Origin of the sequence: Sphingobacterium sp. Ag1, from assembly GCF_000988325.1 — a bacterium.
Classification (GTDB): Bacteria; Bacteroidota; Bacteroidia; order Sphingobacteriales; family Sphingobacteriaceae; genus Sphingobacterium.
This window is the reverse complement of sequence record NZ_LBGU01000038.1, coordinates 56,410-71,216: the sequence shown is the minus strand read 5'-3', so window position 1 is coordinate 71,216 and position 14,807 is coordinate 56,410. Positions and strand designations below refer to the sequence as shown.

General features: G+C 38.8%; 7 protein-coding genes. 5 read left to right on the top strand and 2 right to left on the bottom strand.

Translation table 11 applies throughout. The annotated features are described in order from the left end of the window. Window positions 1–9: 9 nt before the first annotated feature. On the bottom strand, window positions 10–3,297 hold the full coding sequence (locus AAW12_RS12315) for a SusC/RagA family TonB-linked outer membrane protein (RefSeq protein WP_046673937.1): 3,288 nt from the start codon (window positions 3,295–3,297) through the stop codon (window positions 10–12). Window positions 3,298–3,445: 148 nt separating this feature from the next. On the opposite strand from AAW12_RS12315, the gene AAW12_RS12310 reads away from it, so the two are divergent. The 3 genes from AAW12_RS12310 (at window position 3,446) to AAW12_RS12300 (ending at window position 9,022) form a co-directional block, all read left to right on the top strand. Further along, complete coding sequence (locus AAW12_RS12310) at window positions 3,446–4,174, top strand: FadR/GntR family transcriptional regulator (RefSeq protein WP_046674026.1); 729 nt, start codon at window positions 3,446–3,448, stop codon at window positions 4,172–4,174. Window positions 4,175–4,510: 336 nt separating this feature from the next. Beyond that, the gene (locus tag AAW12_RS12305) at window positions 4,511–6,043 is read left to right on the top strand and encodes a sulfatase (RefSeq protein WP_046673936.1); all 1,533 of its coding nucleotides are present in this window, start codon (window positions 4,511–4,513) and stop codon (window positions 6,041–6,043) included. A 291-nt stretch (window positions 6,044–6,334) separates the two neighbouring features. Then, on the top strand, window positions 6,335–9,022 hold the full coding sequence (locus tag AAW12_RS12300) for a carboxypeptidase-like regulatory domain-containing protein (RefSeq protein ID WP_046673935.1): 2,688 nt from the start codon (window positions 6,335–6,337) through the stop codon (window positions 9,020–9,022). A 48-nt stretch (window positions 9,023–9,070) separates the two neighbouring features. Here AAW12_RS12300 and AAW12_RS25490 read toward each other — a convergent pair whose 3' ends face one another. Next, on the bottom strand, window positions 9,071–9,682 hold the full coding sequence (locus AAW12_RS25490) for a hypothetical protein (protein WP_053003663.1): 612 nt from the start codon (window positions 9,680–9,682) through the stop codon (window positions 9,071–9,073). A gap of 428 nt (window positions 9,683–10,110) precedes the next feature. On the opposite strand from AAW12_RS25490, the gene AAW12_RS12290 reads away from it, so the two are divergent. Both AAW12_RS12290 and AAW12_RS12285 read left to right on the top strand, forming a co-directional pair. Then, window positions 10,111–13,230: a SusC/RagA family TonB-linked outer membrane protein gene (locus AAW12_RS12290; RefSeq protein WP_053003662.1), complete on the top strand. Its 3,120-nt coding sequence runs from the start codon at window positions 10,111–10,113 to the stop codon at window positions 13,228–13,230. A gap of 130 nt (window positions 13,231–13,360) precedes the next feature. Further along, window positions 13,361–14,800, top strand: a complete 1,440-nt coding sequence (locus tag AAW12_RS12285) for a SusD/RagB family nutrient-binding outer membrane lipoprotein (protein WP_046673934.1) — start codon at window positions 13,361–13,363, stop codon at window positions 14,798–14,800. The last annotated feature ends 7 nt before the right edge of the window (window positions 14,801–14,807 follow it).

The window sequence follows — 14,807 nt, the reverse complement described above, 5'->3', positions numbered from 1 at the left end:
AATTTGGAATTAAAATGTTAATTGAAGCCCAAGTATAAATGTTTTAGGAAGAGGGTATCCGCCTCCATTTTGTCCCACACTTCCACTTTCAGGGGAGAACAATGTATTTTTTGACCAATAGTGTAAATTTTGGCCTGTGGCGGAGATGCTTAAATCTTCCATTTTTAATCGGTTAGCAATGGATTTAGGCAATCGATAAGCGACATTAATCTCTCTAAAAGCCAGATAATTTCCTTTATTATAAAACATGCTACTTTCCCGACTCGTATTATTTTTAAATAATTGATCTGCCCAATAATAAGTCGGATATTTTGCATTTGGATTTTCAGGTGTCCATGTATCAAATACACTTGTTGTCGTATTGAATGTTCCCTGCATCATTCCAAGAAACCAGGCTCTCGGTCCGTCATAAGCAACATAGCCCAATGCGTAATCAAAACGAGTACTCAAGCTAATATTCTTCCAGCGTAAAGCTGCACCAAATCCACCCGTCCATCTCGGTACTGTATTTCCCATATACACCCTATCATAAGAATTGATTATACCATCTCCGTTTACATCCTTCCACATAACATCGCCTAAAGCTAATGGGTAGTATAAATTCTTCTCACTGCTGGACAATGCATTATAGACATCCGGATGTACCAATGTACGCGCACCGATCAGATCTTTCAATTGCAAGGCGTAGCTATCCAACTGTTCTTTTGTCCGAATGATCCCGATGGCTTCATAGGCATAAGCAACGTTCGGGTCTTGCCCCTCCTGATTGCCCCCTACCCAAATGAGTTCTTTGGATTTTGGATCATAAACCTGTAAACCGCCTTGTCTGTTATTTTCAACGCCATTAAAAGGCAATTTTAAGATCTTGTTCTTATTATACGCCGTATTCCAATTAAAGCTTAGATCCCAATCTTTCCTTCTCAGCATTTGATAATTCACCCCAATTTCGACTCCCTGATTCTGCATATCGCCATTGTTGGTCGTAATTGTAGTAAACCCGGCTGAAGCTGGTAATGATAAACTTGCAATCTTATCTTTAGTCGTCCGATGATAATAGGCAAGACTCAAATCAATCTTATTTAAGATTCTGGATTCAAGTCCGACTTCTTTTGTAATCAAACTCTCCCATTTGAGGTTTGGAATTGAAAGCGTAGACATGGTGTACCCCACCTGCCCATCATACTTGTTTGTGCCATATGAACCTTGAAGTGTATAGGATCCGATTCCACTGACATTCCCATTCCCTCCATAACTAGCGCGTAATTTTAACGTATTTACGACTTTATCAGTGCCTAAATAATCCTTCAGGAAATCTTCACGGTGTAGAGCCCAACCGACTGAAACTCCAGGAAAGGTTCCCCATCGATTATTTAGCAATGTCGAATAACCATCTCTACGTGCAGTCAATGTCAAAAGGTATTTTTCTTTATAGTCATAGTTTACGCGTCCAAAATAGGACATGATACGTTGTCGATCATGGTATGAATCGATACTTCTTTTATTGGCCTCTGGACTCGTTAATCCAAGATCCATAAAGTCGTCTGTTGGAGCTCCACTTCCCGCAGCTGTAAATCCATTGTTATACGTATCGAAAAATTCCGACCCCAACATCGCGTCAATATGATGCGAACTCGCGATTTCAGTTCTGTAATTTAAAACTGCGTTATAGGTTTGATTATATATTTTATCATAGGAAGCCGAGGAATTTCTTGTGCGAACATAATTTCCTGGGCTGGCTATATAATCCTTATTAAAGGACTCGGAAGTAGACTGGTTAAAAAACCAGTTACCACTGACGCGTAAGCTAAGATTCTCCAAAAAATTAATTGTAAAAGCTTGGGTAAGCGTAAGCTTCTGATTTAGATTTTTACGTATGAACTTATCATCATTTACCAGAGGGTTCCCATCTTGATAATCACGACCAACGAGCAGATCTCCATTGGCATTTGTACCACGCATTGTTGGAGGGGCCCCCAGTGCCCGCGTCATATAGTTTGCTTCTCCGTTAATAGCGTCACGCCATTTCGTATACGCGAAATTCACCCCTGACAATGAATGTAGCCAAGGTTTAACTTTATATTCGCCATTTAACACAAAAGTTGTACGATCATAAAAAGTATTGATTGGCATCCCTTTCTCGTTATACTTCCCCACGCTTCCATAATATTTACCTTTATCGTTCCCACCTTGTAAAGCGATATTATAATCTTGCGTCAAACTAGCATCACGAAGTGCATATTTAGCATAGTCAAAATCCTTAAAAATTAGTTCTTTTCCAGTTACAGGATCAATCATGGTCTGCCATCCCTGTTGCAACAATTCACGATTGGTATCATCGAGCAACATGGTACTCCACACGGCATTGCTGGTAAGATTACCATCTAGGATATTTCCCTTATCATCCTTATATTTATTTCCTGTACCAAAGGGCCCCACACTTGTTAATTGATTCAACTGAGACGGTTGATATTGCCCCGATACCTGAACACCTTTTCTACTCCAGTTTAAGTAATCTTTGGCACTTAGGAAATCAAAAGGGTTGTTCAATTTATTGACACCAACTTTAGACGACAATGTAATATTGGAAACACCTTCTTTTCCCCTTTTTGTGGTTATCAATATCACACCGTTTGCAGCCCTAGCACCATAAATTGCTGTAGCAGAAGCATCTTTTAAGACATCGATCGATTCAATGTCATTTTGATTAATGTCATTAAATCCATTTCTAATCAAGCCGTCAACAATAACCAATGGTGTGCCACCGCCGCCATACGTAGTCCCGCCTCGAAGCACAACCGTGGGTACCGCTCCCGGTCTTCCTGAAGTTTGCTGCACTCGAATACCCGGTATCGTACCCGCCAAAGCAGAAGCTGGGTTCGAACGAACTCCAGTTTCAAGCACTTTTTTATCCAAGCTGCTTACAGAACCCGTTAAATTCGACTTCTTCATTTTTCCATATCCCACCACCACAACTTCATCCATTTGCTCAACCTTGGACTCGAGTTTGATATCCAATTGATTTAATTGTCCAACTTTTACTTCATACGGTCTATACCCCGTAGACGTGATGATTAATACCGTATTGGGATTCGTACTGATCGAGAACGTTCCATCAGCGTTTGTCTGCAAAGATTGGCTGGATCCTTTGACTTTTACAGTCACATTGCCAAGCAATTCCCCTGTCTTTGCATCGGTAATTTTTCCCCGCACGGCATGGTCTTGTGCTTGCGCTAGGAGCATGTTGCCCATCAAAATAGACAGGCTGAGAAGGGTTCGCAATTTTAGGTTTGAATACATATTGGTTTGTATTAAGTATTACATATATGCAAATATATAAATTACAAAATGTAAAAAACAAATTTTAATTAAATTATGTATAACATATTAATCGCTTTTATTAATTATCTTTGCCTTAACGCGCCTAATGCGCTATTATGTAATATATATGGAACCGAATTCTTCGCTCATAGAACATCTGAACACAATTGATACTTCTTCACTTGTAGATCGTGCAGAAAAAGAAATCATCAATCTTTTTGTCAATCAAGGCTTAAAGGTTGGAGATGCTTTACCTAAGGAAATTGAACTGGCAGAAACCCTTGGTGTAAGTCGTACGGTTGTTCGCGAGGCCATGTTGCGGTTGCGTATGGTCGGATTGATCGAGTCCAAAAAACATCGCGGAGCTGTTTTAACGAGTCCAGATCTTATAAAGCCCCTACGCAAATCGCTTTATCCGACCATCATGGAAAACAAGACCTTACAGGATCTTTTTGAAATGCGTATGGTGCTGGAGGTGGGTATGGCGGATATTCTCTTTGAACATATACAAGAAAAGGACATTGAGGAATTGGAAGCGATTGTTGCAAAAGAACCTATAGATGCAGATAATACTATTTTCGACATTGAAACAGAAATTGCCTTCCATGGTAAGCTTTACGAAATAACTGGAAATACGATTCTCAAAGACTTTCAGAACATGCTATTACCTGTTTTTCAGTATGTACACAGCAGTGGCTTACTGACCAGTCCCAGCCCATCGAAAAGCTTTATCTCACACCGAGGCCTAGTCGATATCTTAAAGGTGGGTAATGCTGAAGTTTTTCGAAATGCCATGCGCAAGCATCTTGATAATCATTATCAGCGACTCTTTTTATATAAGAAATCTATTGGATAATCTGTTTAACAGGATTGATTCACTTTACTATAGAAAGCCCGATTATATGATTGGGCTTTAAGCACCTACTAAAGCTACCAAGAGTATACACTTAATTGTTGCCTTAAATTCCATAATTATAGTATAAAAATAGATTACCTCTCCTTATTGTCATTTTAATCCACATCAAAAATACATAGCGGTATGATATAAAAAGTAAATTCAATCATTTACTATTTTATGTAATACATATTAATCATTATCTTAGTCAGCATTATAATCTTTGCTAAGTCTATACTATTTTTCAAATAGCATAGGTTAAAAAACTTGATACATTCAATTTAAACCGAAAACACCATGAGAATCAGGATCTTTTTATTTGCTGTACTCGCAACATTTCTGCATAAAAATACATTTGCACAAAAAAAGCCCAATATCATTATCATTATTTCCGATGATCATGCCTATCAGGCAATAGGCGCCTATGGTTCGAAATACGGAAAAACACCACAGATAGATCGCATTGCTGCTCAGGGTGCTCTATTTAAAAATGCGTTTGTAAACAATTCAATCTGCGGACCATCCCGGGCTACATTATTGACGGGCAAGTACAGCCATAAAAATGGATTCAAAGATAATGAGATCTCTGAGTTTGACTTTAGTCAGGATCTTTTTGTCAAACAGCTCCAAAATGTAGGTTACAATACCGCTTGGGTGGGTAAAATTCACTTAGGAGACAAGCTTCAAGGTTTCAACTATTATGATATTCTTGTTGGTCAGGGAACTTACTTTAATCCAGATTTTATCAGCAAAGAGGGCCGCAAACGCACTGAAGGGTATGTATCCGATATCGTAACCGAAAAAGCGATCGATTGGCTAGATACGGTAGATGCGAATAAGCCCTTTTGTTTAGTCATCGGTCACAAAGCTACACACCGTACTTGGATGCCGGATCCAAAGGACTTTGGCAGCTATGATTCTGTAAAATTTACCTTGCCAACTACTTTTTACGACAATTATCAAAGTAGAACTGCTGCGGCATTGCAAGAAATGTCTATTGACAAGGATATGAAAATGGGCTACGATCTCAAAATGTTCAATTCGCTGGAAGACATGATGGCCGACGGTAATTTCAAGCGGATGAACCAAGCTCAAAAAGACAGCTATATCGCCTATTATCGTCCTATTTATGAGCAATTGAAACAAAATAATTTGACAGGAAAACAGCTCGCCGAATGGAAATTTAGACGATATATGATTGATTATCTCAATACTGCCCAATCCATGGACCGCAACATCGGGAAAGTATTGGATTATTTAGATCGAAAATCCCTCGCTGAAAATACAATTGTGATCTATCTTTCAGACCAAGGTTTTTACATGGGTGAACATGGCTGGTTCGACAAACGTTGGATGTATGAGGAATCCTTTCGTACACCAATGGTCATGCGGTACCCGGCTCTATTACATCCAAACTCAACCATAAATGCTAAAATTGTCAACGCTGATATCGCTCCCACGTTATTGGAATTAGCTGCTATCAAAAAACCGAAGGACATGCAGGGTGAATCTTTTGTGCATGTCCTGAAAAATAACAAAGAGGAACATCGAAAAGAGCTGTTCTATCATTATTTTGAAAATGGCGAACACGCCGTGAGCCCCCATTTTGGTGTTCGTGACGACCGTTATAAATTGATTCGCTACTATAAACGGATTGAAAACTGGGAGCTCTTTGACCTTCAAAAGGACTCCAATGAACTTCATAATGTCTACAAGGATCCAGCCTATCAAAGCGTCGTCAAACGGATGAAAAAGAAACTTATCACGCAAATGCGCCAATTTGATGATAAAGAAGCAGAAGCTATTTACAAAATCAACATCGACCAATAATGTCATGAGGGTATCCGATCTACTGGATACCCTCTTTTTAATGCTATACCCTTTTTCAAATTGCTGATCAAAATGCTAGCTATATCGTGAACACAATAAGATTATCGCAAAAAGATTGCCCTTCAGACAAATAATGCAAAAAATATTGTAACAAATAAAACCCGCAATCGATTGTTTTTTAAATAAATTTTCATTTATAGTATAAAATTCATTTCTTTAATATTGTATTAAAATGATTTTACATTTAATCATTTTAATACAATATAGCCAAGATATACGTACTTAAATTTTATGAAAATTTACTTTATTTTAATTTTATTACTCACCGCAACTATAGCTATAGGCCAGTCGAAGGGAAAAGTTCTCGGGACGGTATTTGCTCAAAATGCGGAACCATTAGAAAAAGCAACTGTAACGATTCTCAATTCAAAAGACTCTTCCGTGGTTTCCTATCTCCTTACTGATACAAAAGGTAAGTTTGAATTTGTTAAAATTCCCACAGGGACCGCATTAACACTTTTTATTTCACATGTTAATGCAAACCCCTTTCGTCAAGAATTCAATATTCCCAATGGAGAAAATTATGATTTCGCTCAATTAAAGCTCGATTCCAAAAGTCTCAATGAAGTAGTCGTCAATATTGTTCCCCCCGTACGGATGAATAAAGATACCTTAGAATATAACACAAACTTCTTCAAAACTCGTCCCAACGCCAACGTAGAGGAATTACTCAAAGAACTGCCTGGTCTACAAGTTAATATGGATGGTTCGATTTACTATCAAGGGAAAGAAGTTTCAAAAGTAAAAGTAAATGATAAGGATTTCTTTTCGAGCGATCTGCGCATTGCTACACGGAATCTGGACGCTTCCCTTATTAAAACTGTACAGGTGTACCGCGATAAGGGTGAAACAAAAAAGGATAATGAGGACGAAGATAAGCTGCCGATCACGATTAATTTAAAATTTAAGAAAGATTTCCTCAGAGCTAGCTTCGGTAAGCTCTATGGCAGTGTCGGCAACCGGAGTAGATATGAGGCGGGCGGTTTATTCAATACATTTAAGGATACACTCCAGCTGAGTTTAATCGGTTTTGGAAATAACATTAACCGCCAAAGTTTTGACTACAATGAATTGAACCAAGAAGCTGGGCTTGGTCGTTCCGAAAATTATGGTTTTGATAATTTTGGAGGTAGAAACTATTCAGGTAAAGCCAACGATATTGGCTTAGGATTTAACCTCAACAATGACTGGGGAAAGAAAACCAAGTTGAATATCATGTATATGCTGAAATATAATAAAGCCGAAAATCAGAATACAGGCAATCAAATCTCTTTATTCGACCAGGAAAAACAATATTCAGAATCCAATTACCAACGACAGGAGAGATCTGTTGGGCATAATATCAAAACCCTGCTGCGTCATCGCATGGACACCACAGCCTACTTTGAATTTACACCGAGTTTGGGTATCAATGCAAAAAACAGTTCAACCTTCGGAATGAACCGCTCCTATACGGATCTCAAAAAACTAAATGACGCAACAGGTACAGGGGGGGATAATGAAAATACCCTGAACTATTCACATGGTTTCTATATCGAAAAGCAACTCCATAAAAATCATATTGTATCATTTAGAAATACGGTTTCCATCAATACCAATGAAAAGACCGACAGCTCTTTCCAGCTTACCAATATATACGATACAGCGAATCCTCAAACTAGTCTATGGCATAAAAACCTAACACAAAATAATTCCAACAATCTCTATTTTAGTGCTGCCTATTACAATAAAACTATTAAAAAACTCAACTTTGATTATTATTTAACCTATGTCACCAACCGGCAGGGACCACAGGAGCGTGTGTACATCAACCGCGACAGTACGGGAGAAGTACATGCTGCTCCCTATGAAAATAGTTACCGTTACAAATACCAGGATTATATTACGGGGATTATATTTTACTGGAGACCAACCAAAGATTTCAATGTAAAGTTTGGAACAGCCTATCAAGTAAAGGCAAATCATTTTGATTTACTTAAAATCAATTCGGTCGAGAAATCATCTTTAGGCTACTGGCTTCCCAATATTAACATCCGTTATAAAGATCTAAACCTCGGCTGGTACAAAGATCTCGAGTCTCCCGAACTCTACGCAATTCAACAGCTCGTCATGGATCTAAATCCATTGTATACGCGAAAGACATCTTTTATATTCAACAATATCGAAAAACAGAATGTTAGTATATCCTACTATAAGTATACCTCGAAATTGCAGTTTAATGTCAATGGGAATATCAATTATGTCAATAACAGCATCGGGAGCCGTAGCTGGCGAAACAACAATACAGGACAAATGACCACCCAGATGTTTCTCGCTGGCTCAAAATATAACTATAGTGCCTATACTTACCTGAGATACAACCTAAAAGCTAATAAAAATTGGTCATTCTATCTATCGCAAAACAACAATATCTACACCTATGAAAATTATAGTTCCATCAATGATGTTGATAATAAAGGGACCAATATAGGGATTAATGCCAGCCAACGATTTTCCGCGACGTGGAAAAACATGGTGACGATATCACCACAGTACACTTATTCTTGGAACAAAAACATAAATTCGGTAAAAGATAACCCCGACTTTATTGAATCAACCTATTCTACACATAAAATTGGCGCAGGATTGAATATTAATCCGATCCACGGGTTTTCATTGGAATCTACCTACTCGCTACATAACCGGGCCAGCGGATTGAGTGGAAGAAAAAACTACCATATCTTAAATGCTTCAGTCTATTACACATTGAAAAACAATTCACAGCTAAAATTGACTGGCTTTGACATATTGAATCAGAATACCCAAAATTATTGGGGCAGTCAGGGCAACAGGACGTATTTTGGAAATTCACTAACATTAAAACAATATTTTATGGTAGGTTATATTCACAAGTTTAATATTGTCAAAACAAAGAAATAGATCAGGTAAAGAGCTGAAGCTTGTTCATAACAACGATAAAAATAATCATTACAATCTTTCAATATTCGATATCTTACTTTTCATTTCTTCAAGTTCAGCTCGTGATAAACGTTGCTTTTCAGAATAGCTATCTGCATGTTGCTCGCGCAATTTGCGCAGGCCCTTTCGGCTATCCGCTTCATAATCGTTTAGGTCAAAGGTAACAGAGTCCGTCGTTAAATTGGCGATGCGATAAAGGGTACGCATGGTTTTTCCATCTTTTGTATAGGAAATCTCATACACATCGCCAACCTTTGGATCTTTCAGGTATTTTTCCTTCTTTTTTGCACCGGAAATTCCTGCTATAACAATAGCGGATACAAAAAGTCCAATCAGAACTAAGCCCGCAAAATATCCAATAGGTGTTTTACGGATAGTTCCCGATGATATGGACTGAAGTGTTTGTGGGTCGATTTCACGTTGATAACTTAGCTTTTTGCAATGGGTACACATGGTAATAATCTCCGAGGCATATGGAAATAGGGGTATCCAAAAAATATGAATGTACTTCACTTGTCTGTATGCAAAAAGAGACTGAGCAATACCACAATATGCACAGTTGCCAATCGCCGATTGCGATCTGTTAGCTAATACCTTTGTTCTTGTACCAAAAATAATCATTGCGTTATACGTTTTATTACATGGAATCGCTGAACAAGAATATTGCCCTTTCCTATTCAAGAATACGAAGATTTACAATTCGTACGTCGCCGTTTATGATTCGTATCCGCCAATCAATATTCTGATAAGCAACATATTGCATAGAACATATGAAGGTATTCCGGAAAAAAAACGAACTTGATTAATTAGCCTCCCCCCTCCTTTAACGACCACATCTCATCATTCTGACTCAAAAATTACAAAAAACAAAAAAACAAAGTATAGTTATCAGGTAGATTTTATATATTTGCATTAACATTTTTTAACACATGAAACAGCATACAGATAATATCCTTGAAAAACGAATGTCCTAAGGGGATGTTTTACAGGTAAATTTCAAATATCTCCTATAACCCAACTCAAATAATAAACTCACTATTATAATTAATATGGCAAAAAATAACATAAATTTTGTCGTAATGGCCGCGCTTTGTCTTAGTACTGGCGCGCTATACGCACAAACCACTATAAAGGGAAAGGTAGTCGACAACAACAACAATCCTATCCAAGGGGCTACAGTTACCGAAACAAGTAGCAAAAAGCAGGTTCAAACAGATGCAAATGGATTATTTGAGTTCCCTTCGACTGGAAGCTCACTCAACATCAGCATTCAATACATTGGCTTTGAAACTAGGACTGTTCAAACCAATCCTACAGGTTTCACCACTGTTCAACTTTTGCCAACGACTTCACAACTCGACGAAGTCGTTGTGACGGCATTAAATATCTCGAAGGAAAAAAAGACATTGGGATATTCTATTCAGGAGCTGAAAGGAAAGGACCTTTCGGAAGCTAAAGAAAGTAATTTAGTCAATTCACTTGCAGGAAAGGTTGCAGGCGTTCAGGTAACAAATAGTCAAGGTAACATGGGGTCCTCCCGGATTATTATCCGCGGAGAAACATCAATTGCGGGAAATAATCAGCCATTATTTGTGATCGACGGAACCCCCGTTGATAATTCCCAGTTGGGTACGAGCGGTAATCGGGATTATGCTAATGCAATCTCAGACATCAACAGTGAAGATATTGAATCGATCAGTGTACTAAAAGGACCCAATGCCGCTGCATTATATGGTTCAAGGGCCGCCGCAGGTGTAATTTTGATTACAACAAAATCCGGAAAAAAACGCAAAGGACTAGGAATAAACATCAATTCAAATAATACAATCGAACGGCTTGCCGTTTTACCCGATTATCAAAATGTTTTTGGACAAGGTGCCGATGGAAAATTTAGCTATGTAGATGGCAAGGGCGGCGGGATAAATGATGGTGTGGACGAAAGTTGGGGGCCAAAGATGGACGGCAGACTGATTCCTCAGTTTTATTCCAATGGTGAAGCCGTGCCCTTTGTAGCACATCCAGATAACGTCAGGAGTTTCTTTGGTACGGGAAGAACTTTAAATAATGGTATTTCAATTGCCGATGCAACGGACAAAATTGATTACCGTTTCTCGTATAATAATAGCAATCAAACGGGGATTGTTCCAAATTCTTCCATTGAAAAAAACAATTTCAATATTAATACACGTTATAAAATCACAGAAGATCTAACCCTTACGGCCAACGCAAACTATGTACGAACGAATTCTGGTAATTTACCCGGTGTAGGCGGTTTCCGTTCGAATGGTTACATGTTACAATTTACGTGGTTTGGAAGACAAGTGGATGTTTCGCGTCTAAAAAATTATCGGGATGCTAACGGCAATCTAGTCAATTGGAACAATAGTTATTATAGCAACCCTTATTTCATTGCGGAAGAGAATACGGTTCAGCAGCAGCGCGACCGCATTTTTGGCAATATTGGTTTGAACTATAAAATCAATAAGCATTTGACGGCAAACTTCCGTACAGGTAACGATTATTATACGGATCGGCGTAAAATTAGAATCGCATATGGCACGAACGGTACGCCTTATGGCTCTTACGAAGAGGATGCTTACACCGTAAATGAAAATAATACGGAGTTTACTTTAAATTATAACCGTCCCCTTTCCAATGATTTCACATTGGACATCCTAGGGGGTGGAAATATACGAAGCCAGTCCCGACAACGGAATAACCAAAAGGCACCGCGTTTGGCAGTACCTGACGTATACACACTGGCAAACTCGAGAGATGCTCTGATCTCAACGGGTGAGTATAGTCCCTTGAAAGCTTACAGCATTTTTTCTTCCGCACAATTAGGCTATAAAAATTATGCCTTTTTGAATCTGACGGCACGAAATGATTGGTCTTCAACTTTACCCGTTGATAACCTATCTTATTTCTACCCATCAGCAAACGCAAGTATCGTATTGACAGATGCTCTTGCTATTCAAAGCAATGTACTTTCTTTTTGGAAATTACGTGGCGGATGGTCTAAAGTAGGTAAAGACACCGATCCATTTAATTTAATAGATTCTTATCTTTTTAGTGCGCCTTATGGAAATAGCCCGCAATTATCAGTCAATGACATCAAGAAAAATCCAGATCTAAAACCTGAAACAACAACCTCGACGGAATTAGGTACCGAGTTGGCCTTCTTCAAAAGTCGGGTACGTTTGGATCTAAGTTTATATGATATCAATAGTATCAATCAAATCTTAAGCGTTGATGTTAGCCCTTCAACAGGTTACAAAAAACAACTTGTCAACGCCGGAAAAATCAATAATAAAGGGTTGGAAATTCAACTCGGTGTTACCCCGTTAAAAAAACAGGATTTTCAATGGGACATCAATGTAAACTTTGCGACGAATAAAAGTAAAGTCGTAGAATTAGATGATGCCGGATTATTAAAAAGCTATACGATCGGTTCTTCGGGAACAGTACAGGTCTTAGCTGCAGTCGGAAAACCCTATGGAACTCTCTACGGAACCGGCTTTTTGCGAAATGACGCTGGACGTATTATTGTGAATGCCGATGGGACACCTGCTACCGACCCTGTCAACCACTATTTTGGAAAATTTACACCAAACTGGTTAGGTGGTATTACTAATCAATTCCGTTACAAAGACTTTGACCTAAGCTTTTTGATCGACATCAAACACGGTGGAAAGCTGTATTCTGGCACGAATGCTACAGGTACAGGAACAGGAGTATTAGCCTCCACGCTTCCAGGAAGGGATGCTGAGCATGGCGGTTTGAGCTATACGGTGAACGGTATAACGTACGATGACGGTATTATTGCAGATGGCGTTAATGCAGATGGTTCGGAAAACACGAAGGTTGTTTCGGCACAACAATATTATAAAACGTTATATAGAACCAATGAAGCAAATGTATTCGATGCTTCCTATGTCAAGTTGCGCGAGGTAAAACTAGGTTACCAATTACCCAATCGCTGGATTTCCAAAATTGGTTTTCAGGGAGCATCTTTCTCTTTAGTAGGTCGTAATTTGTGGATTATTCATAAAAATGCACCCAACATTGATCCGGAAACAGCTTTTAACACAGGAAATGCCCAAGGTTTGGAAAGTTTGCAATTGCCCACTACAAGAAGCTTTGGTTTCAATTTGAACCTGAAGTTTTAAGAAAATGAAACAATCGGATTAAAAATAGAACAAAACTTACGGATTTATACAAGTAACTGGCAATTAACAAAGCAAATAAGGTACAAGTACCGTTGATAACAGCTAATTGATAAACAAATAACGATAGAAAATGAAAATAAATAACAAACATATAGCAGGACTTTTTCTCTTACTGGGCCTAACGGCGTCCTGTAAAGACGAGTTGGCAAAAGTAAACCAAAATCAGAATGAAGCAGAAACTCCTCAGCCGGCCTACCTGCTAACCAGTACGATTAAAACGACAACAGATAGCTACTGGGGTATAAGTAACAACCTCGCGTCTAGCTTGTTATTTGTTCAACATTGGGCGAGAATACAGTATACTGATCCCGATCGTTACATCTTTACAAATAATGATTTTAACGAGGGTTGGTCTACCTGGTACTCGAAAAGCATTAGCCAATTGAAAATCATTCAAAAACTGGCGGCAAGCACAGGAAATGACAACTATAAGGGGGTGGCAATCGTCCTACAATCTTGGGTATTCTCGCTACTTACGGACGCTTATGGTGAAATACCTTACACAGAAGCGGGAAATATTGACGTTTATCTTACACCACATTACGATACGCAAGAAAAAGTATACACAGGCTTATTAAACGATCTGAAAAGTGCTCAGGCTTTATTAAATCCGAGTGGAAAAAATATTGAAGGAGACATTATTTATAACGGTAAGATCGCACAATGGAAGCGTTTTACAAATGCCCTCCGTCTACGTATTGCTTTACGTATCGCAGACCGATTACCAAACCTCTCCAAAACAACATTACAGGAGATCGCTGCAGAAGGAAGTGGCTATTTGACTTCAAATGCAGACAATGCACAGCTCATCTATCGCGACGCTCCCTATCGTAATCCGGTCAGTGCATCGTTTGAAGCGCGGGAAGACTATAGAGTCAGTAAGACAATTGTCGACAAATTGCGTTCACTTAACGATCCGCGCTTAGGTATTTACGCCGATACAACCACTACCTCAACGCCAGAAAAATATATCGGCGTACCAAATGGTTTAACGGCAAGCGACGCCAGTAACTTAGGATTCGCCCGTACTTCAAGACCTGGTATCTATTTTAGAGACCCACATGCTCCAGCAGTAATCTTAAGCTTTTCGGAAACACTTTTTGGTTTGTCAGAAGCAGTCAGCAGAGGATTTATTACAGGTGACGCAGCAGACTACTATCAGAAGGCAATCCGTGCTTCTTTGGAGCAATACAACGTTGGCAATGATCAAATCGTTAGCTATCTCAGCCAGGCAGCCATTAAGTTCGATTCCAATAGCTACAAAAAATCCATTGGCGAACAAAAATGGATTGCATTGTATGGACAGGGCTTAGAAGCCTTTGCAGAATGGCGTAGGTTAGATTATCCGCAATTAACACCAGCGAAAGCTGGTGCTTTAAATGGCAAAATTCCTTTGCGTTTTCTCTACCCGGGAACCGAACAATCACTCAATGGAACGAGCTATCAGGAAGCCATAGCACGTCAGGGTAGCAATACATTACTCACTAAATTGTGGTTTGATGTAGAATAAGCATAAA